This window comes from Salinarimonas sp., from assembly GCF_046292825.1.
Taxonomy (GTDB): Bacteria; Pseudomonadota; Alphaproteobacteria; order Rhizobiales; family Beijerinckiaceae; genus Salinarimonas.
Genome location: NZ_JBKBQG010000005.1, coordinates 131738 through 155967, shown reverse-complemented (window position 1 = coordinate 155967; position 24230 = coordinate 131738). Strand labels below are relative to the sequence as shown.

Sequence of the window (24230 nt, the reverse complement as noted above, 5' to 3'; positions counted from 1 at the left end):
TTCCCGACCCGCCGCTCTTCCGATCTGCCTCTCGGACGGAGCACCACCACCGACCTCCCCACAAGCCCCACCGCCCCCCACCCCTAACCCCTCCCCGCCGCTGCGCGGGGGGAGGGGAATCGCGAAAACTCACCCGTAGCTCGCCGCCATCCGGGCCTGGCCCGGTTCGGGAATGTCGAGCCCGGAGGCGGAATATTCGTTGAGCTTGTTGCGCAGGGTCCGGATCGAGATGCCGAGAATCTTCGCCGCATGGGTGCGGTTGCCGAGGCAATGGTCGAGCGTGTCGAGGATGAGGTCGCGCTCGACGTCGGCCACCGTGCGCCCGACGAGCGCGCGGGTCACCGCCTCGGCCGTGCGCGCGGCGCGGCTCGCGGGGTCGGCGTCGGCGGCCGTGAGGGAATCGCCCTCCGGCGTCATCAGGGCGTCCGCCTCGATCTCGGCCCCGGAGGCGAGCAGGACGGCGCGGTGGACGGCGTTCTCGAGCTCGCGCACGTTGCCGCGCCAGGGGTTCTTCAGGACCACCCGCTTGGCGTCGTGGGAGAGCGCGCGCTCGGGCAGCCCGTTCGCCTGCGAATATTTGCGCGCGAAATGGGTGGCGAGCTCGATGATGTCGCCCGGCCGCTCGCGCAGGGCGGGCAGGCGCAGATGGACGACGTTGAGGCGGTAATAGAGGTCCTCGCGGAAGGTGCCCGCGCGCACGGCCTCCGCCATGTTGCGGTTCGAGGTCGCGAGGATGCGGATGTCGACGGGCACCGGGCGCGTGCCGCCGACGCGGTCGATGAGCCGCTCCTGCAACGCGCGCAGGAGCTTGGCCTGGAGCCGCACGTCCATCTCGGAGATCTCGTCGAGGAGGAGCGTGCCCCCGTTCGCCTCCTCGAACTTGCCGATGCGCCGCGCCACCGCCCCGGTGAACGCGCCCTTCTCGTGGCCGAACAGCTCCGATTCGAGGAGCGCGTCGGGGATCGCGGCGCAATTCACGCAGACGAAGGGCTTCATGCGCCGGGCCGAGCGCTGGTGCACGAAGCGCGCGATCACCTCCTTGCCGGTGCCGCTCTCGCCGGTGATCAGCACCGAGGCGTCCGAGCGCGCGATCTGCTCGGCGAGGCGCACCACCTTCTCCATCGCCGGATCGCGATAGACGAAGGCCGGGTTGTCGGCGGCCACCGCCTCGAGGATCGCGGCGATCATCTCCGCGTCGGGCGGCAGCGGGATGTATTCCTTGGCGCCCGCCTGGATCGCGGCGACGGCGGCGCGCGCGTCGGCGACCGCGCCGCAGGCGACGACCGGCGTGCGGATGCGCTCGGCCTCGAGCGCGCCGACGAGGCCCGCGACGGAGAGCCCGACATCGATCATGATCAGATCCGCGCCCCGCGCGCGCAGGACCGCGAGGCCCTGGTCGAGGTCGTCGGCATGGGTCACGGTCGCGCCGCGGGCGATGGCGATCTTCGAGGCGGTGGTGAGCTCGCCGGCGAGACGTCCGATGATCAGAAGGCGCATGGCAGCCCGTTCCTCAATGGTCGTTCTTGATGATCTCGGTCATGGTCACGCCGAGGCGATCCTCGACGAGGACCACCTCGCCGCGGGCGACGAGGCGGTTGTTCACGTAGATGTCGATCGCCTCGCCGACCTTGCGGTCGAGCTCGAGCACGGCGCCCGGCCCGATCTGGAGGAGGTCGCCGACGGGCATGCGCGCGCGCCCGAGCACCGCCGAGACGGAGACGGGCACGTCGAAGATCTGCTCGAGATCCGCGGCGGTGCGCTGCACGACCGGCCCGTCGCGGGTGGTTTCGCGCATCTCGGGCGCGTGCGCGTCGAAGCCGATATCGGCCTCGTCGAGCTTCGGCAGGGTGAATTCGTCGGCCATGGCTCGGCTCGCTTTCCTGTGGTCATGTTCCGGTGATGGCGGCGGCGATCTCGCGGCCGAGCGCGGCGCCGTCGCGCAGGACGCCGCCGTCCGCCCATTCGAAGCGCGCGTCGCCCGGCGCGATCTCGGGCTCGCCGAGGATCACGAGGCGCCCCTCGAAGCCGCGCTCGCGGGCGATGCGCTGAACGAGACGCTCCGTCTTCTCGACGAGCCCCTCGTTCACGCGCACCACGAGATGGGGCACGCCGGCGAGATGGGCGAAGGCGGTGCGGGCGACCTCGGCGATCGCGTCCATCGGGAAGCGCGCGACCGCGTCGCCCGCGAGCTTGACCGCGAGCGCCTGCGCGAAGGCGAGCGCTTCCGTCTCGAGCCGCGCGCCCCGTTCCTCGGCCTCCCCCAGGAGACGCTCGGCGGCGTCCGCGACGCGGGCGAGCGCGGCCTCGAGCGCGGCGTCGGCTTCGGCGAGCGCCTGCGCGCGCCCGGCGGCGTGGCCGGCCGCGAAGCCGCGCGCCTCGGCGTCCTCGAGCGCGGCCTGGAGCTTGGGCGACGGCGCGTCCTTGGGCCGCCCGAAATCGCGCTCGAAGAGGAACTTGGCGGGCTCGCTCATGCCTCAGCCCCGCTCGTGGATCCATTGCCGCAGGACCGAGATCGTCTCGGTCGGGCTGTTCTTGACGAGCTCGCCGACGCGGTCGAGCGATTGCTGCTGCACCTGGCCGTTGACCTTCGCCATCTCGATCATGCGGCTCGTCGCGGTCTCCTCCGGCGGGTCGTAGCCGATCGTGCCCGTGGCGCCGCCGCCGGCGCGTGCGGGCGCCGCGGCGACGGTCGCAGCGGCCGGGGCCGTCAGCGCGCGCAGCATGGGGCGCAGCACGGTGAAGATCACGACGAGGACGAGGAGCGCGATCACCGCGAGCTCGATCGCCCGCATCACGTCCGCGCGGGTCGGGTTAAGGAGGGTCTCGACGAAGGTCGGCTCGGGCAGCACCTCCGGCATCGGCGTCTCGGCGAAGCGCAGGTTGACGACCTCGACCTGATCGCCGCGATTGGCGTCGAAGCCGATCGCGGTGCGCACCAGGGTGGCGATCCGCTCGAGCTCGTCGGCGCCGCGCTCGGAATAGACGAGCGCCCCGTCCGGCCCGCGCGTCCAGGCGCCGTCGACGAGGACCGCGACCGAGATTCGCCGCAGCCGAGGGCCTTCCTGCATCTCGACGCGGGTCGAGCGGGAGATCTCGTAATTGAGCGTCTCCTCGGCGATCTCCTGCTGGTCGCGGGCGCCCGGCCCTTGCGCGGCGTCGGCGCCGGGGAGCTCGTTGCCGACCGTGACCCCGCCGTCCTGCTGCGTGGAGACGGCGTTCTCGGTGCGCGTCTGCATCGAGCGCAGGACCTGCCCCTCCGGATCGAAGCTCTCCGAGCGGCTCTCGACGCGGTTCGTGTCGAACTCGGCGGCGATGCGCACCCGCGTGCGGCCGATGCCGACGATGCCGGCGACGATGTCCTCCACCTGCCGCTCGAGGCGGGACTCGAAGGCGGTGCGCGTCTCGTCGACCGCGAGCCCGGCGAGCGCGTTGCCGTCGCCCGCGCCGTCGGCGAGGAGGCGCCCGCTCTCGTCGACGATCGAGATGCGCTCCGGGCGCAACCCCTCGACGGCGGTGGCGACGAGATGGCGGATGGCGCGCACCTGCGCGGCGTCGAGATCGCCGCGCACGCGCAGCACGATCGAGGCGCGCGGCGCCTCGCGCTCGCGCTCGAACAGGCGCCGCTCCGGGATGGCGAGGTGCACGCGGGCGCGCTCGACGCGGGCGAGCGAGCCGATCGTGCGGGACAGCTCGCCCTCGAGCGCCCGCAGCGCGTTGACGTTCTGGACGAAGCTTGTGGCCGAGAAGGTGTCGCCGCGGTCGAAGATCTCGTAGCCGACGCCGCCGCCGGAGGGCAGCCCGTCCGCCGCGAGCGCCATGCGCAGCCGGGCGATCTCGGAGCGCGGCACCATCAGGATGCCGTCCATGCGCGTCTCGTAGCGGATGCCGCGGCGGTCGAGCTCGCGCATGACGGCGCCGGCGTCCTGCGGCGTCAGGTCGGAATAGAGCACGCCCATGTCCGGCTGCGCGACGCGCATGATCACGAAGCCGAAGAAGCCTGCGAGCGCCAGCGCGACCACGCCCATGATCGCGAGACGCTGCGGCCCCAGCTTCGTCAGGATCTCGATCGCCTGGTTCACGCCTGCCCTCACCGAACGGGCGACGCGCGAAGCACGCCGCTCGGCAAGAATTTCCCAGTCCGTGGTGAACGAGTGGTTAACGCGGCTTCATGTCGGGCGTGTCGGGACGCGAAAAGCGACGGGCGCCGCATCGATCGGATGCGGCGCCCGTTCGCGGGTCGGGGGATGACGCTCGAAGACGATCAGTTGCGGTATTGCTGGATGCGCGTCGTGCGCAGGCCAGCGAGACCGTGCTGGTCGATCGAGTGCTGCCAGGAGAGGAATTCCTCCGTGGTCAGCGTGTAGCGCTGACAGGCTTCCTCCAGGCTGAGCAGGCCGCCGCGGACGGCCGCGACCACTTCGGCCTTGCGGCGGATCACCCAACGGCGGGTGTTCGGGGGCGGCAGATCCGCGATCGTCAGCGGGCTGCCGTCCGGCCCGATGACGTATTTCGCCCTCGAGCGGAGCGGTTCGGTCATGGTACTCTCACACACTCGACTGACCAATGTCGGGTGTGACGGTAGGACGCGTGGCTTAAGAAAGGCTGAAGTGAACCACACAGCTGCGCCGTAAGACCGGAATCCGATCGTGCGAGGTCATCTGCGCTCGACGCCGGTGATGTCGAGGAGGTTGATCCGCACCTTGCCGACGACGAGGATCGGCTCGTTTCCGGTCAGGTCGAGCGCGTCGACGATGCCCGAGAAGGTCGTGCGCACGTCGACCGGCTGTCCGCTGACGTCGGTCGCGGTGATGCGCAGCCGGTATGTGCCGGGCGGGGCCTGCTGGCCGCTCGCCAGCGTGCCGTCCCAGACGAAGTCCTGCCGCCCCTGCTGGATCGGCCGCACCTGGCTCGCCACGACGCGCCCGTTCTCGTCGAGCACGTCGATCGCCGCGTTCGCCGCCGCGCGCGGGGCCTCGAGCGTCCAGCGCGCCTCGCCGTCCACGAGCTCCGCCGTGCGGCCCGCGGCCGTGATGCGCTGGCCGACGAAGCTCGACGCGGTGGCGACGTTCGAGGCGCGGGTGGCGACGATCAGCTCGGAGAGCATCTCGTTGCCCTTGATCTGCTGCTCGACCGTCGCGAACTGGACGAGCTGCTGGGTGAACTGGTTGGTGTCGAGCGGGTCGAGCGGGCTCTGGTTCTGCAATTGCGTGGTCAGCAGGAGCAGGAACTGGTCGAAATTCTGCGCGATCGCCTGCCGATCGCGGGCGGCGGTGCCGACGCCCCGTGAAGCCGCGCCTCCCGCGGCGCCCGTCTCCATCCCGCTCGCCATCGCCCTCTCCCCCCTCAGATCCGCAGATCGACCGCGCGCACGCCGCCCGTGCGCAGGGCGATCGCCCCGCTCGCCTCGATCAGCTCGAGCCGCTCGCGCGCGCCGCGCTCGCGTCCCTCGCGGCCCGAGCGCTTCTCCCCCTCGCCGTCGCGGCCGAAGGCGTGCGCGCCGTTGCCGTTGCCTTGGCCGTCGCGGCGATCGCCGGCGCCGGGCTGCTCGCGCAGGCTGATCTGGACCGCGTTCTCGCCCGCCTTCAGCCCCGCCTGCTCGAAGGCGCGCTCGAGCGTCTTCGCGTCGCGGGAGAGGAGCTGGAGCGTCTCGACCCGGTCGACCACGAGGCGCGCCGAGACCTCGCCGTCCTCGATCGTCAGGCTCACCGCGATGCGGCCGAGCTCGGGCGGATCGAGGCGGATCTCGAAGCGGCTCGCGCCGGCGCGGCTGCGCCTGCCTAGCGCTCCCGCCACCGCGCCGAGCGGCACGTCGTCGAGGACGGGCATCGGCGGCGCAGGCGGCGCGGGCGGGCCGGCCTGGGCGGTCGGCGGCTGCGGCACGCTCGCGCCGGCGAGCCGCGCGAGCTCGGCCGAGGGCTGGGGCGCCGGCTGGGCTTGCTGAGCGGGAGGCTGGGCCGACGGCGCCGCGGCCTGTCCCGAGCCCGGCCCGGTTCCGCTGCCGCCGCTCGCTCGCGCGCCGTCCTCTCCGGCGAGCGCCTCGGGCGACGGCGCGTCCGCGCCCGGCAGGGCGAAGGCGCCCGCGCCGGAGCGTGGCGCCTGCCGCTCGGCCTCGTCGGGGAGCACCGTACCGGCGGCGTCGGCGGTCGCGGGCGGGGCGAGGCCGCGTGCGGCGGCGGAGACGATGGCGCCGACGGTGCCGGGCACGCCCTCGCCTCGTCCGGGAGCGATCGCCTTCGCGAGCGCCGAGACGACGGCGCCGGGCGGCTCTTGCGCCGCCTTTTCGCCGGGGGCGCGCTCGGGCGCCTCGGCGGCGGGCTCGCCCGTCTCGGGAAGGACCTCAGCATCGGGCGTCTGCGCGCCGGCCGCGGCCTTCGCCGAGCCGTTCGCGGCCGCGTCGAGCGCGACGCTCGCCTGCGGCGGCACCGACGCCTCCCCGGCGATCCGCGCGAAGGGGCCCGATGCCGAAGCAGCCGCGTCCGCTGTCGGGGTCTCGGCGGCTGCTGGTTTCGTCTCCGCCGCGCCGCCGTCGCCGACGTCGAGGGCCGCCGTCGCGAGCGCGGCCTGCCATGTCGGCTGGAGCATGCCGACGGGCGCGGGCGCCGCCTCGCCGGTCGGCTCTGGCATGATCGCCTCGGGGGAGCCCTGCTCGGCGCCGGCGCCGTCCGCGGGGATTTCGAACACGGGAGCGTCCTCCGCCTCGGAGGCGGAGCGCTTGGGCGATTGGCCGGCCTGTCCGGCGATCACGACATCGATACGCATGGCACGAGCCTCGCGGGCGAAACGACGCGGCCCCGGATCGGGGCTCGGCGACGGGCCGGACCCGCAAGAGCCGGGCCAGCGGCAGCCGGCGTCGATTCGCAAGCCGGATCAATGCCTTGCGTCAGGATCGTCGGCGCGGTCGCATCCCCGGCCCCGCGCCGTCTCGGCAAAGCGCGCCCGCGGCACGGCAGAATTTGCCGGGGTTCCCTGGAAAGCGGCGCGCCCTCCGCTTATAGAGAAGCGGTGGCGGCCTGCGCGCGGCAGCCGCAGCCCGACGAGGACCCGCCGACGAGGACCCGATGCGAAACAGCCTCGACATCGCCAAGGAGCCGTCCGCGACGCGCGTCGTCGTCGCGATGTCGGGCGGCGTCGATTCCTCCGTCGTCGCGGCCATGCTCGCGCGCGAGGGCTACGACGTCGTCGGCATCACGCTGCAGCTCTACGATCACGGCGCGGCGACCCACCGCAAGGGCGCCTGCTGCGCGGGCCAGGACATCCACGACGCCCGCCGCGTCGCCGACACGATCGGCATTCCCCATTACGTGCTCGATTACGAGAGCCGCTTCCGGCAGGCCGTGATCGAGACCTTCGCCGACAGCTACCTCTCGGGCGAGACGCCGATCCCCTGCGTCGAGTGCAACCGCTCGATCAAGTTCCGCGACCTGCTCGAGACCGCCCGCGATCTCGGCGCGGACGTGCTCGCCACCGGCCATTACGTCGCGAGCCGGGCACTGCCCGACGGGCGTCGCGCGCTCCACCGCGCCGCCGATCCCGACCGCGACCAGAGCTATTTCCTCTACGCGACGACGCAGGCGCAGCTCGAGCTCCTGCGCTTCCCCCTCGGCGAATTGCCCGACAAGGCGGCGACGCGCGCGCTCGCCCGCGAGCTCGGCCTCGCGATCGCCGAGAAGGCGGACAGCCAGGACATCTGCTTCGTGCCGCAGGGCCGCTATTCCGACGTCATCGCCAAGCTCAAGCCGAACGCGATCGCGCCCGGCGCGATCGTGCATGTCGACGGGCGCGTGCTCGGCCGCCACGAGGGCATCGTCCACTACACGGTCGGCCAGCGGCGCGGGCTCGGCCTCGCCACGGGCGAGCCGCTCTACGTGGTCGCGCTCGACGCGGAAGGCGCGCGCGTGATCGTCGGCCCGCGCGAGGCGCTCGCGACCCGCCGCCTGCGGCTGCGCGAGACGAATTGGCTCGGCGACGTGCCGCTCGCCTCGATCGGGGAGGGGGGCCTCGAGGTCGCCGCCCGCGTGCGCTCGACCCGCGCGCCGCGCCCGGCGCTGCTGCGCATGGTCGACGGCGAGCCCGAGATCGAGCTCGCCGTCGCGGAGGACGGCGTCTCGCCCGGCCAGGCCTGCGTTCTCTACGAGAGCGACGATCCGCGCGCGCGCGTGCTCGGCGGCGGCACCATCGCCCGGCGGCTGGTCGACGGCGCGCCGCGCGCCCACAGCGCCGCTCTCGCCTGAAGACCCGCACGAAGAGGAATCCATGGGCGTCAAGTACGATCTCGAGGGCCAGCGCCGCGTCTACGAGCGTTGGGCGCCCGTCTACGACCGCGTCTACCACAAGCTCCTCTCGGACGCGCATCGCAAGACGGCGCAGGCCGCCGCCGCCTGCGGCGACGACATCCTCGAGATCGGCGTCGGCACGGGCCTCGTCCTGCCCTATTATCCGCACACGGCGCGGGTCTGCGGCGTCGATCTGTCCGTCCACATGCTCGAGAAGGCGCGCGAGAAGGTGCTCGCCGGCCGGCCGCACGTGCGCCTGATCGCGGCGATGGACGCCTGCCGGCTCGGCTTCGCGGACGCCTCCTTCGACGCGGTGGCGGTGCCGTTCGTGATCACGCTCGTGCCCGATCCGGAAGGCGCGCTCGACGAATGCGCGCGCGTGCTCAAGCCCGGCGGCGAGATCGTCGTCTCCTCGAAGCTCGGCCACGATTCGGGCCCGCTCGCCCGCATCGAGGAGGGGCTCGCGCCGCTGATGGCCAAGGTCGGCTGGAGCTCGGCCTTCCGGATCAGCCGCCTCGCGGCCTGGGCGGAGCAACGCGGCGATTTCGAGGTCGTCGAGGTTGCCCCCCTGTTCCCGGCGGGTTTCTTCAAGCTCATGCGCCTGCGCAAGACGCACGCGGCGCCCGCGGCAGGCGCGACGGCGCGGGGTCATTCGACGCCAAACCTTCCTTGACAGCGCCCCGCGACGTCCGTATATCGCCCGAGCCGACGCGACGGGACACCGTCGCCGCCTCGGGGCGGAGTAGCTCAGCTGGTTAGAGCAGAGGAATCATAATCCTCGTGTCGGGGGTTCGAGTCCCTCCTCCGCTACCACCGATACCCCACACAGTCGCCGCGACGGGAACGCGTCCGGGCCTACGAGGTAGGCGAGGCGGCCGCGCACCTCGACGTCCCATGAGGCCTTGGCTCCTTCAGGGTGGATGACGATCGTGTCGACCAGCTCGCGCAGGGTGTCGACGATCTCCGTCTCGCCGGCCCGGGCGTGATCGGACAGGGTCTCGGCGAGCTTGTCGACGGCGGCGCGGTAGTGCGCGAGCGCGGCCGGGTGCAGTGCGATCACCACCTCGTCATCATCCGCCGCGGCGAGTTCGCCGCGCAGGCGGTCGCGCTCAGCGAGGAGGGCTGGCAGGTCGCGCTCGGCATCCTCTTCCGAGATGAGGCCTTTGACGAAGAGCGTCTTCGTGCGCTCGTAGGCGCGGGTCGACTCGGCGAGCCGTCGCTCGAGCGTCGCGCGGTCAGCGCGCGCCGTCGCTGACAGGCGCCGCCGCTCCTCGGCATAGGCTGCGACATACGCCTCGATCAGCTCCGGCCGGCGCAACTCCGCGCGCAGGCCGTCGAGCACGACCGATTCAACGTCCGCGACGTAGAGGGTGCGGCGGTTCGTGCAGGCGCCGCTCTCGCGAATCGTCGAGCAGCGGATGCGGGTCTTGCCGGAGCGGTCGCGATCGTGGACCGAGTAGCCGCCGCCGCAGATCCCGCAGCGTAGGAGCCCGGAGAAGAGGTGACGCGGGCGGCGCGTGTTCACGACGGGTGCCCGTGAGCGGCCGTCCTTTCGTGCCTGGGCGGCGGCCCATGTCTCCTCGTCGACGATGCGCAGCTCTGGCGCGGACGATCGCTGCCAGGCCTCGGGCGGGTTCGGCCGGGAGATCCGCTTTCCGGTTCTCGGATCGACCACCATCGAGACCTTGTTCCAGACGATCTCGCCCGCGTAGAGCTCGCAGGCGAGGATGCCGTTGCCGCGCTCGCGCGAGCCGTTGAGCGTCGAGGCATTCCAGCGAACGCCGCGCGGGGGCGGCACGCCCTCTGTATTCAGGGTGGCGGCGATCGCGCGCGGGGTGGCGCCATCGACGTAGGCCGCGAAGATGCGGCGCACGGTCTGCGCCTCGTCGGGCACGATGTCGAGCCTCCCCGGTGCGCCCGGCACCGGGCGATAGCCGTAGGCTCGCCCGCCCGCGCTGCGGCCGGAGGCGACCACGCCCGCCATTCCCCGCCGCACCTTGCGCGCCCCATCCTCGCGGAAGAGCTGCCCAACGAGCCCGCGCAAGCCGACGAGCACCGTATCGGCCCTGCCCTCGTGGACGGCGAGGATCTCGACGCCCCGGAAGCGCAAGCGCTTGTGGATGCCTGCCAAGTCCTCCATGTCGCGCGAGAGCCGATCGAGCGCCTCGACTACGACGACGTCCGTCTCGCCGCGCTCGGCGAGCGCGAGCATGTCCATCAGGCCGTCGCGGCCGAGGAGCGTGCCGCCGGAGCGGGCGCGATCGTGGTAGGTGCCGACGACCACAAGCCCCTCGCGTTCGGCGTAGGAGCGGCAGAGAGCAAGCTGATCCTCGATCGAGCGCTCGCTCTGCAGGTCCGTCGAATATCGGGCATAGAGCGCCGCCCGCCGTCGCATTGCGCTCATCGCTCCTCGCCCTCACGCGTCCCGCCGCGCCGTGCCACGGCTTCCGCATGATCGCGGCGCGCCTGGGCCCGCGCAAGGGCCTGCACGAGCCGGAGCGCGGCCGGATAGACCGGCCGGGCTTCGGCAGCGCGCGGAGGCTGGGCGGGACGGCGGGGCATGGACGTCAACCGACCTCCTTCGCCTGCGTCGCCCGTCGCTCGTGCCACAATTGGTAGCAGCCGCGCTTCTCCGGGTTCGGGCAACCCTCCCACCAGTGCCAGCACGTGCCGGGCCCGGCGGCGGGATTGCGCGTGCAGGAGCGCTTGCCCTTTGGTCGGGTCCACGTGTCGGGTGCGGGAAGGGGGAGCTGCGCCTGGTCAGCCATCGTCGCGCTCCTCGATCTCCTCACATGCGAACTCGCGCGCCAGGCGCAGCAGCACGTCGGCGTGACAGGGCGCGTCGAGCGGGCACCAGCACGCGAGGTTCTTCCCGATCAGCGGGCGAATGTAGTCGTCGTACGCCTCCTCGTGGAACACAGCCGCCTTCGTGAGATCGTGCTCGAACATCATAACGGCCTCGGCCGCGTCGGCGTGGTCCTCGACGCGGAAACGGTTGCCCCACCGAGAGCCGCGGCCGACGTAGACGGTGTTCTCCGGCATGCGCCAGCCGGCCGCGCGGGAGCGCTGGATGCGCCGGGGCTCAGACATCGGCGACTCCTCGGGTGTTGCGCGCCGCCGTCGCGGCGATGGCGTGAATGAAAAGTGCGCGCTCGACGGCCTCGACGGCGAGGATCGCCGCGACGCGCTGCAGGGTGCCGCTCTCGCGGGTTCGGGCGGATTCGGCGAGGCGGTCCGCCTCGGCCTCGCCGGCGGCCCGGGCGATCGCGACGGCCTGGTCGATCGTGATGAGCGGGCTCGTCACGGATGGGCTCCGAAGAGATCCGGCGCCGGCGGGCGCGGGGCGCGGGGGCGGCCGAGGCCGCGCTTGCCTTGCGCCTCGCGCTCGGCCCTGGCGCGGGCGCGCAGCTCGGCCTCGAGGAGCGCATGGGTAACCTCGCGCAAGCCGTCAGCGGCCTTCGCGCGGCCGCGATGGGTGGTGCGGGTGCGGGCGTAGACCGCCTTGCGGCGGGCGCGCTCCTCGCGCAGGCGATCGAGGGGGAGGCGGGTCATTGCCGTGTCTCTGATGCGTCGACTGCGCGGCCCTCGGCTCGGGCGATGTATTCGCGCATGGCCGTCAGCATCTCCGCGCGCTGGGCGTTCGAGATGTAGTTGACGCGGCCGCCCTCGGTCTTGCCGAACTCGAAGACGAGAAGTGCAAAGCCGACGCGCCGCGGGCGATTCGTGCCGTTCAAGATCTCGTCGAGGATCTCGGCGAAGGCGTTCATCTGGGTGCGATGTGCGTCCTGGATTGGTCGCTCTGTCATGGTCAAACCCTCATCGGCATGAGCACGTAGAGTGCGTTGGGCTGCTCACGCTCGGCGCCCTCGGCGGCGGCGTCGGTCCAGAGCATCGGGGAGCCGGGATCGGCGAGCGCGATGGCGGCCTGGTCGACGTCGAGCGCGGCCATCAGCTCGAGCGCGTAGCGCGCGTTGAAGCCGATCGCGAAGCCGTCCGGGCCCTGCCACTCGCAATCGAGCGCGTCCGAGGCCTCGCCGATGTCGGCGCTGCGCAGCTCGAGCGCGCAGGTGCCCGCGTCGAGCTGCACCTTGACGGCGCGGCCGCGCTCGGTGCCGACAGCGGCGAGGCGGTCCATGCTCGCGGCGAGCGCGCGGGCGTCGAGGACGGCGCGGTGCGGGTTGCTCTGCGGGATGACGCGCTGGTAATCGGGAAAGGTGCCGTCGATCAGCTTTGAGACGAGCACGGTGTCCGCATGGCTCGCGCGGATCAGCGTTGACGAGACGGCGAGCTCGATCTCCTCCGCGCCGGCCGTCTTCGCGAGGCGCTCCAGATCCTCGACCATGCGGCGCGGCATGATGATGCCCGGCATGCTCACCGCACCGTCCGGCGCGGGCGTCGCGATCTGCGCCAGGCGATGCCCGTCGGTCGCGACGGCGCGAAGCATCGAGCCGTCTAGCCCCTCGGCGACGTGCAGGTATATGCCGTTGAGGTAGTAGCGCGTCTCCTCCGTCGGGATCGCGAACTTGCTCTTGGCGATGAGGCGCGCGAGCGCCTTGCCGGAGAGCGCGAATGCGTTCGTCGGCTCAATCGCCTTCAGATGCGGGAAATCGTCGGCGGGGAGCGTCTGCAGGCGGAAGCGCGAGCGGCCGGATCTGACCTGGATGTGGTCGCCGCCCCCGTCCGCCTCGATCGCGATGTCGCTCTCGGACGGCAGCTTCTTGGCGATGTCGTACAGGAGGGCGGCCGGCACCGTGATCGCGCCCGGGCTCTGTAGCCTCGCCTCGACGCAGACCATCGCCTCGCGATCGAGATCCGTGCCGTGGACGGCGAGCCGCTCGCCCTCGGCCTTCAGGAGCGCATTGCAGAGGATCGGGATCGTCGTGCGCCGCTCAATGGCGCGTCCGACGGTCTCGAAGGCCGAGAGCAGCGCGGCGCGGGTGACCGTGAGCTTCATCTCAAGCCATCCCGAGCGCTTGCATGTAGAGTTCCTGAATCGCCTCTTGCTCCTGGCGCTCGGAATGATCTTGCTTCCGCATCTTCAGGATCTGCTTGACCGCCTTGGCATCGTAGCCGCGCCCCTTCAGCTCCGCGAACACATCCTTGATGTCGGCCTGAATGCCGGATTTCTCCTCCTCGAGCCGCTCGATGCGCTCAATGAACTGCATCAGCTCGTCGACCGCGATGCCAGCGACATGATCAGCGGATTTCGTGCGACGCTCCTGCTCGTCAGGGTCGACGTCCGCGATGTCCATTTGCGAGGAGGGGCGGCCGAACTTCTTCGCCAGCGCGTCCTTCAATACCCGCGCCGCCGCCGTGCGCCCGACTTTGGAGGACAAGTCGACCGGGATTTCCGGGCCGTCGGCGAACTGGATCGTGGTCTTGATGTCGTCCATGGATCACCTCACGCGGCGTGCTTGCGGAAGACGGGCAGGAGCTGGCGGAAGCGCTCCATCAGCGCGTCGGCCGCCTTATCGGCGGGGAGCCAGCGGGGGCGCTTCTTCATTGGCGCGACGTGCGCGAGCGAGCGCCCCCACGCCTCGTCGGCGGCGGGCAGGAACCAGAAGCGCTCGGTGACGAGGGCGAGATCGTCGGCCGCCTTCACGAACTCGAGCGCGCGTTCGTCGGGCGGCGCCAGGCCGGCGGCCTCGCAGATCACCTCGAAGTGCCGATGGTGGATGGCGTGCGCCGCGAGATCGACCTCGTCGGCCAGGCGCTCACCGAGGCGCGCGGTCAGCTCGGCGTGCAGCGCACGCTTCCACGGGCAGATCTGATCGCCGAGCCGCGCCTCCGGCGCGTCGTGCAGGAGAACGTAGGGCAGGACGTCGACGGGTTGGCCGATCGCGCGCGCGGCGTCGAGCGCGATGAGCGTGTGCAGCGCGACCGAGACCGGCTGCGTCACCACGGCGACGCAGCCGGCATAGCGGTTGATGCCGGCGAGCGCCGACGAGATCTCGGGAAAGTCGACCTGGTCGACGCGCGGGGCGAGCAGGTCGATCGCGCGGCCGCGCGGAGAGGCGGAGACGATGCGGCTCATCGGCTGCCGTCCAGCGCTGCGTTGAGATCGGCGATCTCGTTCATGAGCCAACGGCGCTTCGTGCGGCCGAGCGCCAAGCCAACGCAGGTGCCGGCGAGCGCGCCGAGCGCGAAGCCGGCGCCGAGGATGGCGGTGAAGGCTGCAATGGTCATCACGCCACCTCGTCGGCGAGCGCGATCGACAACGCGGCCTGCAGGCGGGCGGCGTCCGCGACGAGCACGCGATAGAGGTGCAGGCGCGAGCCGCGCGCGGCGGCCATGACGGCGTAGAGCGTGCGCAGCGCAAGCCGCGCGCTGTCGGTGCAGCCGGCAGCGAGCTCGGCGCGCACGAGCTGGCGCGCGGCCCAGGAGCGGGCGGTCAGCTCGGCGAGGGAGCCGAGGGCGAGGTTTTCGGGCGCGGCGGTCTCGACGGGATGAGAGGGGGCGGGGAGGGTCTGCATGTCAGGCCTCCAGCGTCTTGCCGGGAGCGGTCGTGCGCGCCGGATTGAGGACGAAGCTGCCGCGGATCAGGGTGTTCCAGTCCGGGCCGCGCTCGACGAGGTCCTCGATCTCCGAAAGCTCCTCGACCTCGTGCGTGACGTCGACCGGGCCGCATTCGCTCCGGTAGATGAGGGTGACCTTCCAGCGGAGGGCCTGGGGCTCCTGGCGCTTGCCGACCGGCGCCGCGAGCGGCGCGGGCAAAATCGGCACGTGCCGACGGACGCCGCGCAGGAAGCCGTCCTCGTCGACAATGTCGGCGAGCAGGGTCCACCGGATGTCGACCTTGTCGGAATGGTGCGCGCGCATGTGCGCGTCCGCCGTGCAGAAGCCGAGGCCGTCCGGAGTGGCTTCGACTTCGACGACCGTGTTGGCCTCGAAGCCGTAACAGCCGCCCTCGACGATGAGGCGCGATCCGGCGTGGAGCTCGTCGAGCGTCAGGCGCTGATCGGATGCTGGGCGAGCCATCACACGCCCTCCTCATCGAGGGTGAGGAGGGTCTGCGCGACGCGAGTGGCGCGCTTGCCGTAAGCGTCGATCGCCGCCGGCGGCCAGCCGAGCTCGACAAGCGCGGAGGTGCGCACCTCCATGTCCTGCGCGTCGCGGGCGAGCGAGGCGATGTCCTCGCCCATGCGAGCGACGATCGCGTGGATGTCCGTCATCCTCTCGCGCGGCACCGGCCAGGTGGCGCCGTCGTGGGTGACGACCTTCTTCTCGTCAACGGGGCGGGCGCGACGGGCGGCCGCCTTGAGGCTGTGAAGGGTGGCGCGCTCGTCGAGCTGCAGCGCCCCGGCGAGCACGTTGTCGGGCAGGGGCTCGATCAGCGCGGCGAGGTCCTCCTCGCCAGCGACGGGCGCGAGGCGGGTGAGGAGATGCGCGACGAGGCGCGGCCGCGCAGGCGGCGGGTTCTGGAGATACGGCGACATGGATGCCCCCATGCGAGTGCGATGGGAGCGATATTATGCGCTACAAAAAGCGCGTCAACGATAAAATTAGCGCCTACACGGTCGTGACTCGGAGGCGCACTCTGCCGAGGATCCGCGTGACGCCATCGAGCTCCAGTTCGAACGGCTCGTAGAGCGAGTTCGAGGAGACGCACCTGATCCGCAACGGGCTGCTGCCACGGATCACCTGCACGTTTTTGATAATGACGGACTCGGTGCTGCCGTCGAAGATGGCAAAAACGCCATCGCGCCCCGGGTTAGTGTCGTCCAGGTCAATCAACACGCGATCATTGGGCTGAAAATCGGGCAGCATGGACGGACCATCGACAGGCAGGATGTGCGTCCTACCAGGGTGCATGTTGTGCCCGGCGAGATAGTAAGTCGGAATGCACCATTGAGCGCGGGCTACCTCGCCCCGATAGACATTCCCGTCCTCATCAGAGACGTAGGTTTCGAGAGCAACGCCCCCGCCAAACGATGCGCCGGCTTTCAGATCAAATTCTGGGATGAAGCCGGCCTGCACCTTTGCGCCGACTCTTCCTCGCCCCGAGACTTCGGCAATTCCAGCGGGTCCGTTCGCATCCTCAATCAGTTCGCTGTCATCGTGGTCGACATATCTTTCGCCCTTGCCAGTGGCCAGCCACTCGACACTCGTTTTTAGGACAATCGAGAGGCGCATGAGCGTGTCACCGCGCGGAGACTTCGATTTGCCGTCGAGGATGTTGCGAATCGCGCTCGCGCTCAGCCCGGCACGGACCGATGTGGGCGTCGGGTCCAGGCCCAGCTCATCAAGGCGCTCGCGAATGCGTGCTGCAACGGCGTTCGTCTCCATGCGATAGATTTATATCGCCACATCGTGCTGCGCTTGCGCTAAATTTCTTCTTGACGCGGCGCTATTTTTAGCGCTCCCTCGTGACATGAGCGACATCGACCACATCCTCCGCCTTGCCGAGGCGTTTTGCGCAGCACGAACGCTCTCCGAATCGCGCGTGTCGACGCTTGTTTTCGGAGATGGCACTCGCCTGAAGCATCTTCGGGCTGGGGGCGACATGGGATCGCGCCGGCTCACCCGTGCCAGGCAGTGGTTCGCCGAGAATTGGCCGGACGGGTGCTCGTGGCCCGCCGATGTTCCTCGCCCTGTTCCTCCCCCGCGCGGTGATGAAGGCCACCGGGCGGCACCTGCGCCGCCGGCTGCCGCGCCCGCCGGCGGCGCTTTTCCCGATTCGGAGGCGATGCGATGAAGTTTCGAGCGGCGCTCGCCGTCTCAACTCTCGTCGAAATGCCGAGCGGCAGTCTCGCTGGCGAAGCGCATACGTGCTTTGGCGTCGACGTCCAATCCGTTCGAGAGGCACCAGGCGCGGAACTTGTCCGGCTCGATTATCGCGCGCACGACATGGGCGCCACTGCCCTTGACAGCGCGCTCGGCGCCCTCGGCGCTCTTCTTCCAGGCGTCGTATGTCCTGGGGAGCGTGTCCGCATCCGTCATGATCTCGAGGATGCGCGGATAGTCGTCGCGCTCGTACCACGCGATCCCGACAGCTCTGGTTTTCTGCATCGCTTTCTCTGCTCCGTGCTCAGTTTGGGTCGCACCTCTGAGAGTAGCAGAGCGGTGGGCGGGGCAACAGGCCTCGCCCGCCTCCTCGATCCGCGTGCGGCGGACCGCACGACGCGGCTCGCACAGGAGAGGGGGCATCCCCTCCCGGCGGGCCGCGTCGAGACCCTGCAACGCGCCGAGGCGCGCGAGGGCCATCCTCAATCTTTCCCGGGCGGCGAGGCGTTCCAGCGCCCTGCCGTCCCCCTGATGCCGGGGGCCTGAGATGTCCTCCGCCGGCATGCTCTCCATCTCCTCTTCGATCCCCCGCCGATGCGCGGAAGCGACCCAACCGATGCACACAGCATCGGGGGCCACCATGCGCAAGTCTGCGGGGAAAACCGCCAAGTTTGGGGAAATCGACCACCAGAAATGGTGCTCGTTTCTGCGGGGGCTGCACCCGCAGCGCACGGCGGCGTGCGTGGCGGCCGATCTCGGCGCGCCGGTGAGGACGGTGGAGAACTGGCTTGCGGGGAATGCGCGGCCGAACCTGTTCTGGTTTGCGCGCGCGCTCTCGGCCTACGGCCCGGAAATGCTCGAGGCCTCGATGATCGACCCGCCGGGGTGGCTGGTCGAGGCCCGCAGGCGCGCCCAGCGCGCGCAGCTCGAGCGGCAGCTCGCCGAGCTCGACGACTGAACCCGCGCCAGGCGCGGCAAGAGAACGACGCGGCGGCCGCGAGCCGGCGCGCGAGGAGGGCGTCGAGGGACGACGCGAGGCGGGGCGATGGGCGGCATTCGACGGACAATCTGGCTGGCTCTGGCGTGGGTGCTGCGGGCGATCGCGACCCGAGCGACGGGATGCGCCAAGGCGCTACGCGACCTCGCCGACGCCCTCGAGAGGCGGGCGCGCGCGCCGCCGTGACGGGATGGCCGCCGTGCCGGGAGCAACCCGGCCTGACCACCTTCCGTGCCCGTGGGGATCTCTGCCATGCCCGTCCCGACCCGGCCCATGCTGGGGCCAGACCCTCGTCGCCTCTCGCACGAACAGCGAAGCCTTGTCGTCGAGCGCCTCGCCGCGACCGGAACGCCTGGCGCGCTGCACCTCGCCGATCTCTACGCCCATTGCCCCAGCTTCTACCCCGGCTTTGAGGGCGGCCTGCCGCGCGAGGACGACGGCGTGTTGCCGATGTCGATCGCGCGTGCAGTGACGCTGTCGGGCGGATCGCCGGCGGCTCTCTGCCTGGAGGTCGCGGGATGAGCCGGCTCGACAACGACACCCTCGCCGCCGTCCGGGCTCTGGACCGGACCGGAAAGTACAAGCCCGAGCGGATCGCGCGAATTTTCGGCCTGAGCCCGGCGCAGGTGAAGCGGGCGCTTGCGGGAGCAGCGACGCCGACCGCGCATGCGCCGGAAGTGCTGATCCGGCCGACAGCACCGGCTGAGCCTGTGACGAAGCCGGGAGCGGGGCGCAGGCCGCGCGTGCCGCACGACATGGTCCTCGACATGCTCGCCAGCGGGATGCGCCCGCCGGAGGTGGCACGCGAGGTCGGGCAGCCGACCCGGTACGTCCACGATGTGGTGCGCCAGGCCCGCGAGCGCGGCGACCCGCGCGCGCCGGCGCCGAAGAAGGCAGCTCCGTTGGCGAAGCCGGGCGACGCCGTGGTGCGCGACGTGGAGCCTGAGCGCTTCATCGAGCGTGCCGTCGAGGCCGACGAGAATGCGCTCGCCGCCATGGTGGCCGTGCATGGTCGCCCGGAGAACTGCTCCTCTTTGCACCCGGCACCGGAAGCCTTCACCGAGGCGGACCGGATTCCGCTGGTGGCCTACCTCTATCGACAGCGCCGGGGCTGCGACCTCGCGCCTGTGCTCTATGGCGACCCGCCGCCCGGCCGCTCCGCGCTCGACATGCGGAGGGCGGGGTAATGTCGTCGCTCTTCGCACCGCTGCCGCCGTGGCCCTTCGGCGATCTCGTGCCACACGGATATAACCTGATCGTCGCCGACCCGCCTTGGCGGTTCGAGAGCTACTCGGCCGCGGGGGAGGTGAAGGGCGCGGGTGCGCAATATGCTTGCGTCGACACCGAGGAGATCGCGGAGCGCTTTCCGCTCGGCGATCTGGCCGATCCTGGCGCCTGCCTGCTGCTCCTGTGGTGCACCGGCCCGCTGCTGCCGCGCCAGCTCGCGCTGATCCCGCGCTGGGGGTTCGCCTACCAGACGTGCTTCGCCTGGTCGAAGGTGTTTCCCTCCGGCAAGCCCGCGATCGGCACCGGCTACAGGGTGCGGGCCCGCTGCGAATACGTCGCCGTCGCGACGGTCGGCAGCCCTCAGCACGCGCCGTTCCCCGGCCTGTTCCGCGGCATCCGGCGCGAGCACTCGCGCAAGCCGGAGCGCTTCTACGAGCTGATCGACCAAAAATGTCCGCAGCTCGCGCGCCGCGCCGACGTCTTCGCCCGCACCCGCCGGCCCGGCTGGGACGCTTTTGGCGACGAGCTCGACCTGTTCGCGGAGGCCTCCTGATGGCGGTCTATGTCGACGACGCGCGCCTGCGCTACGGGCGGCTGATCATGAGCCATATGTGGGCCGATTCGCGCGCCGAGCTTCTGGCGATGGCGGATCGGATCGGCGTCGCGCGGCACTGGCTGCAGGAGCCACCGAAGGCGAGCTGGATGCATTTCGACGTGTGCCAGGCCAAGCGCGAGGCCGCCATCCGCGCGGGCGCGATCGTCACCGACCGCTACGGCCCGCGCGAGCACCTGGCGCGAATCGACGCTGCCTCGCGCGACCCCGCGCAGAGGCGCCGCGGCGAGATCGTGCTCGACCAGATCGCGCGTAGCCGGGCGCGGCGGACGCGGCCGGCGAGCGAGCTGCCGTTGTTTGGGAGGGCATCGTGAGCGAGATCCTCGAGGCGGCCCTCGCTTATGCCGAGCGGGGTTGGCGGCTCTTTCCCTGCAACCCGAAGCCGGACCCGCAGCCCCTGCCGAAGGGGCGCCGTAAGCTCGCGAAGTTACCGCTCGTCCGCGAGGACCGCGACGAGAGCGGCGCGCCGATCAAGGGCACGGGGTGGCCGGCCAAGGCCACGACCGACGCAAGCCGTATTCGCGCCTGGTGGCGCGAGACGTCCGATGCGCTGATCGGGATGGCCCCGGGCTGGGCCGGCGGCTTCGTCGTCGATCTCGACCCGAAGGGGGAGAGCGTCGGCGAGGTCGAGGCGCGCCTCGTCGACGCCGTCGGCGAGCTGCCGGCCGGCGTCGCGCGCGTGCGCACGCAGAGCGGCGGCCTCCACCTCTGGTTCGCGCGGCCTGACGGCGAGTGGGGCAACGATACCCCGCGCCTGAAGAACATCGATATTCGCTGCGACCGCGGTTACGTGATCATGCCGCCCTCGCGGCTGAGGAACGGCAACGACTACGAGTGGCTCACCGAGCCGTTTGACCCGGCGTCCGCGCCGCACCCGCCCGCGCGGCTACTCGAGCTGATCCGGCAGCCGAAAGCCGCGCCTGCGTCCGGCGAGCGCGACGATTTCGAGCCGCGGGCGGCGCGGCCGATCGTGCTCGACGACCCCGCGGAGAAGGCGGTTCGCGCATACGCGCGCGCCGCGCTCGACCGTATCGCAGCGGAGATCGCCGCGACCAGCACGAAGCGCGGGACGGCGCTGTTCGCCGGGGGGTGTTCGGCCGGAAAGTTCGTCGGCGCCGGGGCCATCTCGGAGCGCGAGGCGCTCGCCGCGCTCCTCGACGCCGCGGACGGGTGCGGCCTCGTGCGCGACGACGGCCACGAGAGCGTGCGCCGCGAGATCGCCCGCGGCATCGGGCGGGGGCGTGGCGAAGCGGGCGACGTGCGCGAGCGGCTGGAACAGATCGCCACGGAAGCGCGGGAAAAGGCCGCGCGGCGAGCGCGCTACGAGCGCCCGCCCATGGACTTTCCCGAGGGTTATGGCGGGCCTGAGCGAGGGCCGCCGGAGCCGCTGCCGGACGACCCCGGCCCGGAACCCGAAGAGCGCACGCCGTTCGGCGGTTCGGACTATCGCCACGAGGACCACCACGACGACGACGTCGACCCTGGCGAGGGGCCGTCCGACGAGAGCGCGGAGGGCGTGGATTGGGAGGTCGTGCAGATATGCTCGCGGCTCGACCATTCCGACACGGACAATGCCGAGCGGTTGATCCGCCATTTCGGGCAGGATCTGACCGTGCTCGCGCAGGACGGCGTCTCCGGCGGCGACTGGATGGGCTGGACGGGCTCGCATTGGGATCTCGCCGGCGGCAAGGCTCGAGCCGAGCTGACCGCGCAGAAGCTCGGAGGGCGGATCGCGCTCGAGGCGCATCTGCTCGGCCAGCCGACGGCGGAGGAGAAGCGCGTGCTCGACGAAGGCGAGGCCGCCCAGGCGCGCATTCGGCGTCTCGCCGCCGACGAGAAGGCTCTGCCGGCAGACGTGACCGCGGTCGCGGCGGCCGAGGCGCTCGACAAGCGCATCAAGAAGCGGCGCGACACGCGGCGGGCCTTCGGCGTCACCTCGAAGAACCACGGCCGCATCGAGAAGGCGCTCGCCTGCGCGGCCCCGCGGCTGCGGCGGCCTCCGGAGGCGTTCAATGCCGACCGCTATTGCTTCGCCGCGGCTGGTCACACCCTGCGCCTGGTGCGCGAGGTGGACCCGGATTGCCCGGACCCCGACGTGACCCGCTATTGTGTGCGCGTCGCGGTCGACGAGGGCCACAGGCGCGAGGACTGGCTCACGAGCGTGCTGCCGATCGCCTGGCGCGGCCCGTCCGCCAAGGCGCCGAGGTGGCTCGCCTTTCTCGCGCGAATGCTGCCCGACGAGAGCAAGCGCCGCACGGTGCAGGAGTTCGCGGGGACGAGCCTCCTCGCGATCGCGCCGCAATTCGTGATGTTCCATTATGGAAGCGGCGCGAACGGCAAAAGCGTGTTCCTGGAGACGCTGACGCGCGTGCTCGGCCCGGGCTTCGCCGTAGGGCTGCCGCGCGAATCGATCGTCGGCGGGAGCGAGCGCGGTTCGGGCTCGGCCTCGCCGGATCTCGTGCGGCTGTTCGGGAAGCGCATGGTGCGCATCCTCGAGGTGAAGGGCGACGTTCCGCTTCAGGAGGACCTGATCAAGCGCCTCACGGGCGGCGAAGCCTTCCCCGTGCGCTCGCTCTTCAAAGGCTATTTCGAATTCCAGAGCGTGGCGACGCCGCATATGAGCGGCAACGGCCTGCCGACGATCGACGGCACAGACAACGGCATCTGGCGGCGCATGCTCCTCGTGCACTGGGATCAGACGATCCCGGAGGACGAGCGCGCCGACTTCGAGGAGCTGGTCTCCGGCTTCGTTCGTGACGAGGGGCCCGGCATCCTCGCCTGGCTCGTGGAGGGCGCGCGCGCCTACCTGGAGCACGGTCTGCACATCGCCGAGAGCGTACGCGCCTCGACGGCGGAATATCGCGACGAAATGGACCCGATCGGCGAATTCCGAAAAGCGTGCGTGCGCGAGCGCCCTGGAGGGCGGGTGCAGAGCCGGACCATGTACGAGGCCTACAAGTCCTGGTCGATGGCGAACGCCAAGCGGGTGCGATCCGAGACGAAGTTCGGGCGCACGATGAAACAGGCGCTGGCCACGCAGGAGATCGGCGGTCGGATCTTCTACCTCGATTGCGATCTCGACGGCGTGTCGGACCGCCCGGAGACGGGCGTAGATCCAGGCCCGAAGCCCCTGTGGTGAGCCGAGAAGCGGTCCGGACCATCGCCGATTGGCGAGGGTGGCGAGGGTTGTGGCGTGGGTCTGCGAGGGTTTCGGGGGCGCGCGCGGCGGCGAAAAGGCGAATGGCGAGAGGGGCTTGGGCGCCGGCTGGCGGGGGTGGCGAGGGTTTCGCGGGCGTACGTCTATAGCATCGGGGTTCGGGGCATCGTGCCCCGATGAGCGGGAGGTCTCTATGCGTGGTGCGCGATAAACCCTCGCAACCCTCTACAAACCCTCTCAACATGTTGATTTATCAGGCAAAAACCTTGGCGATAGTTGGTTCTCAACCCTCTACAGACCCTCGCCAAGTGTCGCCACAGCGTCGAACGACGGGGGAACGGATGCGGACGATGGATATCGAGGCGCTGCTGCGCTGGGCTTATCGGGACGAGCTGCCGAAGGACGCGGCGGTATCTGTAATTAGAGCGATCGGCTTCACGTCGGCCTGGGGCGGCATCGAGCGCTACGGCGAGCTGATGACCCTCATCGACGCGCCGGCGAACCGCTGGGGCGTCGTGCCGATCGGTGGTGAGCCCGGGGCGCCGCATCCGGACGCGGTGGTGATCGGCGAGGCAGTCCGCGCGCTCGACGACTTCGAGCTCGGCTTGCCCGAAGGGTGGAACCCGCTCGGCGATCTGGTCGCGCTCGGTCTCGGAGAGGAAGGCGACAATCTGCTTGCCGCGACCGTCGGGAGGGCCGTCGACCGTGCGACCGTGCTCCAGGCGGACGGGCGCACCCGCGTCCTCCGTTCGCAGCTCTCGGCGCTCATCCGCACCTGCGCGATCCTCGGCAGACCGCCCGTGTGGGAAGCCGATGCACCGGAGGTCGTCACGGTGAAGGGCGCAAACGGGCGGGTGCGGTGGTTTCGCCGCGAGACGAGGGCGGATGCCGACGGACGCTCCTATGAGGTCGAACTCGACGGCTTCGACCAGAAGCGGCAGCGCCCGCATCCCGACGCCTACCAGAAGCACGTGCTCGACCCCGATCCGTTCGAGGCGGCTGTCGGCCGTGCCGAATACGAGGTCTGGCACGCTGCCCTCGGCGTTCTCGTCGCCGAGCTAGATGGGCGGCTCGTTGATCACGTGGCCTGTGGACCGGCCCGAGCGATTCGGCCTTGGGAGACTGGGGAGGCCGAGCCTGCGCGCATTCTGCCCGACCTTGAGGGAGCGCGCATCTTCAAGAAAACTCTTGCTGCGCAAGGCACGAGCAGAGGCTCGCGAAAAAAGTTCGGCTAATGTG

General features: G+C 70.9%; 31 protein-coding genes, 1 tRNA gene and 1 pseudogene. 11 read left to right on the top strand and 22 right to left on the bottom strand.

The window, feature by feature from the left end:
* Window positions 1-129 precede the first annotated feature (129 nt).
* The 7 genes from ACK4UM_RS04950 to ACK4UM_RS04920 form a co-directional block, all read right to left on the bottom strand.
* Window positions 130-1497, bottom strand: a complete 1368-nt coding sequence (locus ACK4UM_RS04950) for a sigma-54 interaction domain-containing protein (protein WP_409796424.1) — start codon at window positions 1495-1497, stop codon at window positions 130-132.
* A gap of 13 nt (window positions 1498-1510) precedes the next feature.
* Window positions 1511-1795, bottom strand: a complete 285-nt coding sequence (gene fliN / locus ACK4UM_RS04945; RefSeq protein WP_409796438.1) for a flagellar motor switch protein FliN — start codon at window positions 1793-1795, stop codon at window positions 1511-1513.
* A 91-nt stretch (window positions 1796-1886) separates the two neighbouring features.
* Window positions 1887-2471 carry a flagellar assembly protein FliH gene (locus tag ACK4UM_RS04940; RefSeq protein WP_409796422.1) on the bottom strand — a complete coding sequence of 195 codons (585 nt, stop codon included), beginning with the start codon at window positions 2469-2471 and terminating at the stop codon, window positions 1887-1889.
* Window positions 2472-2474: 3 nt separating this feature from the next.
* Window positions 2475-4079 carry a flagellar basal-body MS-ring/collar protein FliF gene (gene fliF / locus ACK4UM_RS04935; protein WP_409796420.1) on the bottom strand — a complete coding sequence of 535 codons (1605 nt, stop codon included), beginning with the start codon at window positions 4077-4079 and terminating at the stop codon, window positions 2475-2477.
* Between the two features lie 182 nt (window positions 4080-4261).
* Complete coding sequence (locus ACK4UM_RS04930) at window positions 4262-4537, bottom strand: DUF1153 domain-containing protein (protein WP_409796418.1); 276 nt, start codon at window positions 4535-4537, stop codon at window positions 4262-4264.
* A gap of 117 nt (window positions 4538-4654) precedes the next feature.
* Window positions 4655-5329, bottom strand: a complete 675-nt coding sequence (locus tag ACK4UM_RS04925) for a flagellar hook assembly protein FlgD (protein WP_409796416.1) — start codon at window positions 5327-5329, stop codon at window positions 4655-4657.
* A 14-nt stretch (window positions 5330-5343) separates the two neighbouring features.
* Window positions 5344-6759: a flagellar hook-length control protein FliK gene (locus ACK4UM_RS04920; protein ID WP_409796414.1), complete on the bottom strand. Its 1416-nt coding sequence runs from the start codon at window positions 6757-6759 to the stop codon at window positions 5344-5346.
* 299 nt (window positions 6760-7058) lie between these two features.
* Between ACK4UM_RS04920 and mnmA the strand changes: the two genes are divergently transcribed.
* From mnmA to ACK4UM_RS04900, 4 genes are all read left to right on the top strand, one after another.
* Window positions 7059-8231: a tRNA 2-thiouridine(34) synthase MnmA gene (mnmA, locus tag ACK4UM_RS04915; protein ID WP_409796412.1), complete on the top strand. Its 1173-nt coding sequence runs from the start codon at window positions 7059-7061 to the stop codon at window positions 8229-8231.
* Window positions 8232-8253: 22 nt separating this feature from the next.
* Entirely contained in the window at window positions 8254-8946 is a 693-nt protein-coding gene (locus ACK4UM_RS04910; RefSeq protein ID WP_409796410.1) for a class I SAM-dependent methyltransferase, read from the top strand.
* Window positions 8947-9009: 63 nt separating this feature from the next.
* A tRNA-Met gene (locus ACK4UM_RS04905) sits at window positions 9010-9086 on the top strand.
* A 103-nt stretch (window positions 9087-9189) separates the two neighbouring features.
* Window positions 9190-9528, top strand: coding sequence for a hypothetical protein (locus tag ACK4UM_RS04900; protein WP_409796408.1), 339 nt, complete (start codon window positions 9190-9192; stop codon window positions 9526-9528).
* A gap of 81 nt (window positions 9529-9609) precedes the next feature.
* Here the strand turns inward: ACK4UM_RS04900 and ACK4UM_RS04895 are convergent.
* The 15 genes and pseudogenes from ACK4UM_RS04895 to ACK4UM_RS04825 form a co-directional block, all read right to left on the bottom strand.
* A pseudogene (locus ACK4UM_RS04895) lies at window positions 9610-10668 on the bottom strand (recombinase family protein); the annotation flags it as partial.
* 172 nt (window positions 10669-10840) lie between these two features.
* Window positions 10841-11041 (bottom strand): hypothetical protein, encoded by a 201-nt coding sequence (locus ACK4UM_RS04890; RefSeq protein ID WP_409796407.1) that lies wholly within the window; start codon window positions 11039-11041, stop codon window positions 10841-10843.
* A complete protein-coding gene (locus ACK4UM_RS04885) occupies window positions 11034-11363 on the bottom strand; it encodes a DUF4326 domain-containing protein (protein ID WP_409796405.1) in 330 nt (109 codons plus the stop codon). Before ACK4UM_RS04885 ends, ACK4UM_RS04890 begins: the two co-directional genes overlap by 8 nt.
* On the bottom strand, window positions 11356-11577 hold the full coding sequence (locus tag ACK4UM_RS04880; protein WP_409796403.1) for a hypothetical protein: 222 nt from the start codon (window positions 11575-11577) through the stop codon (window positions 11356-11358). The genes ACK4UM_RS04885 and ACK4UM_RS04880 overlap by 8 nt, the downstream gene beginning before the upstream one ends.
* A complete protein-coding gene (locus ACK4UM_RS04875) occupies window positions 11574-11825 on the bottom strand; it encodes a hypothetical protein (RefSeq protein ID WP_409796401.1) in 252 nt (83 codons plus the stop codon). The genes ACK4UM_RS04880 and ACK4UM_RS04875 overlap by 4 nt, the downstream gene beginning before the upstream one ends.
* On the bottom strand, window positions 11822-12079 hold the full coding sequence (locus ACK4UM_RS04870; RefSeq protein WP_409796399.1) for a hypothetical protein: 258 nt from the start codon (window positions 12077-12079) through the stop codon (window positions 11822-11824). Before ACK4UM_RS04870 ends, ACK4UM_RS04875 begins: the two co-directional genes overlap by 4 nt.
* Before the next feature lie 2 nt (window positions 12080-12081).
* Window positions 12082-13227, bottom strand: coding sequence for a DNA polymerase III subunit beta (dnaN, locus tag ACK4UM_RS04865; RefSeq protein ID WP_409796397.1), 1146 nt, complete (start codon window positions 13225-13227; stop codon window positions 12082-12084).
* Window position 13228: 1 nt separating this feature from the next.
* A complete protein-coding gene (locus ACK4UM_RS04860; protein WP_409796436.1) occupies window positions 13229-13525 on the bottom strand; it encodes a DUF2312 domain-containing protein in 297 nt (98 codons plus the stop codon).
* Between the two features lie 149 nt (window positions 13526-13674).
* Window positions 13675-14307, bottom strand: coding sequence for a hypothetical protein (locus ACK4UM_RS04855; RefSeq protein WP_409796395.1), 633 nt, complete (start codon window positions 14305-14307; stop codon window positions 13675-13677).
* Window positions 14304-14459 (bottom strand): hypothetical protein, encoded by a 156-nt coding sequence (locus tag ACK4UM_RS04850; RefSeq protein WP_409796393.1) that lies wholly within the window; start codon window positions 14457-14459, stop codon window positions 14304-14306. The genes ACK4UM_RS04855 and ACK4UM_RS04850 overlap by 4 nt, the downstream gene beginning before the upstream one ends.
* Window positions 14459-14746, bottom strand: a complete 288-nt coding sequence (locus tag ACK4UM_RS04845; protein WP_409796391.1) for a hypothetical protein — start codon at window positions 14744-14746, stop codon at window positions 14459-14461. Before ACK4UM_RS04845 ends, ACK4UM_RS04850 begins: the two co-directional genes overlap by 1 nt.
* A 1-nt stretch (window position 14747) precedes the next feature.
* Window positions 14748-15251, bottom strand: coding sequence for a hypothetical protein (locus ACK4UM_RS04840; RefSeq protein ID WP_409796389.1), 504 nt, complete (start codon window positions 15249-15251; stop codon window positions 14748-14750).
* Window positions 15251-15709, bottom strand: a complete 459-nt coding sequence (locus tag ACK4UM_RS04835; RefSeq protein ID WP_409796387.1) for a hypothetical protein — start codon at window positions 15707-15709, stop codon at window positions 15251-15253. Before ACK4UM_RS04835 ends, ACK4UM_RS04840 begins: the two co-directional genes overlap by 1 nt.
* Window positions 15710-15782: 73 nt before the next feature.
* Complete coding sequence (locus ACK4UM_RS04830) at window positions 15783-16559, bottom strand: XRE family transcriptional regulator (protein WP_409796385.1); 777 nt, start codon at window positions 16557-16559, stop codon at window positions 15783-15785.
* Window positions 16560-16991: 432 nt separating this feature from the next.
* The gene (locus ACK4UM_RS04825; protein ID WP_409796384.1) at window positions 16992-17561 is read right to left on the bottom strand and encodes a hypothetical protein; all 570 of its coding nucleotides are present in this window, start codon (window positions 17559-17561) and stop codon (window positions 16992-16994) included.
* A gap of 76 nt (window positions 17562-17637) precedes the next feature.
* On the opposite strand from ACK4UM_RS04825, the gene ACK4UM_RS04820 reads away from it, so the two are divergent.
* The 7 genes from ACK4UM_RS04820 to ACK4UM_RS04790 all read left to right on the top strand — a co-directional run bounded on the left by ACK4UM_RS04820 (window position 17638) and on the right by ACK4UM_RS04790 (window position 24226).
* Window positions 17638-17955 (top strand): hypothetical protein, encoded by a 318-nt coding sequence (locus ACK4UM_RS04820; RefSeq protein WP_409796382.1) that lies wholly within the window; start codon window positions 17638-17640, stop codon window positions 17953-17955.
* A 291-nt stretch (window positions 17956-18246) separates the two neighbouring features.
* Window positions 18247-18516 carry a hypothetical protein gene (locus ACK4UM_RS04815; RefSeq protein ID WP_409796381.1) on the top strand — a complete coding sequence of 90 codons (270 nt, stop codon included), beginning with the start codon at window positions 18247-18249 and terminating at the stop codon, window positions 18514-18516.
* Window positions 18513-19181, top strand: a complete 669-nt coding sequence (locus tag ACK4UM_RS04810; RefSeq protein ID WP_409796379.1) for a hypothetical protein — start codon at window positions 18513-18515, stop codon at window positions 19179-19181. The genes ACK4UM_RS04815 and ACK4UM_RS04810 overlap by 4 nt, the downstream gene beginning before the upstream one ends.
* Window positions 19181-19774 (top strand): MT-A70 family methyltransferase, encoded by a 594-nt coding sequence (locus ACK4UM_RS04805; RefSeq protein WP_409796377.1) that lies wholly within the window; start codon window positions 19181-19183, stop codon window positions 19772-19774. The genes ACK4UM_RS04810 and ACK4UM_RS04805 overlap by 1 nt, the downstream gene beginning before the upstream one ends.
* The gene (locus ACK4UM_RS04800; protein WP_409796375.1) at window positions 19774-20148 is read left to right on the top strand and encodes a DUF4031 domain-containing protein; all 375 of its coding nucleotides are present in this window, start codon (window positions 19774-19776) and stop codon (window positions 20146-20148) included. The genes ACK4UM_RS04805 and ACK4UM_RS04800 overlap by 1 nt, the downstream gene beginning before the upstream one ends.
* Window positions 20145-22973, top strand: a complete 2829-nt coding sequence (locus ACK4UM_RS04795) for a phage/plasmid primase, P4 family (RefSeq protein WP_409796374.1) — start codon at window positions 20145-20147, stop codon at window positions 22971-22973. Before ACK4UM_RS04800 ends, ACK4UM_RS04795 begins: the two co-directional genes overlap by 4 nt.
* A 368-nt stretch (window positions 22974-23341) precedes the next feature.
* Window positions 23342-24226, top strand: coding sequence for a hypothetical protein (locus tag ACK4UM_RS04790; protein ID WP_409796372.1), 885 nt, complete (start codon window positions 23342-23344; stop codon window positions 24224-24226).
* Window positions 24227-24230 lie beyond the last annotated feature (4 nt).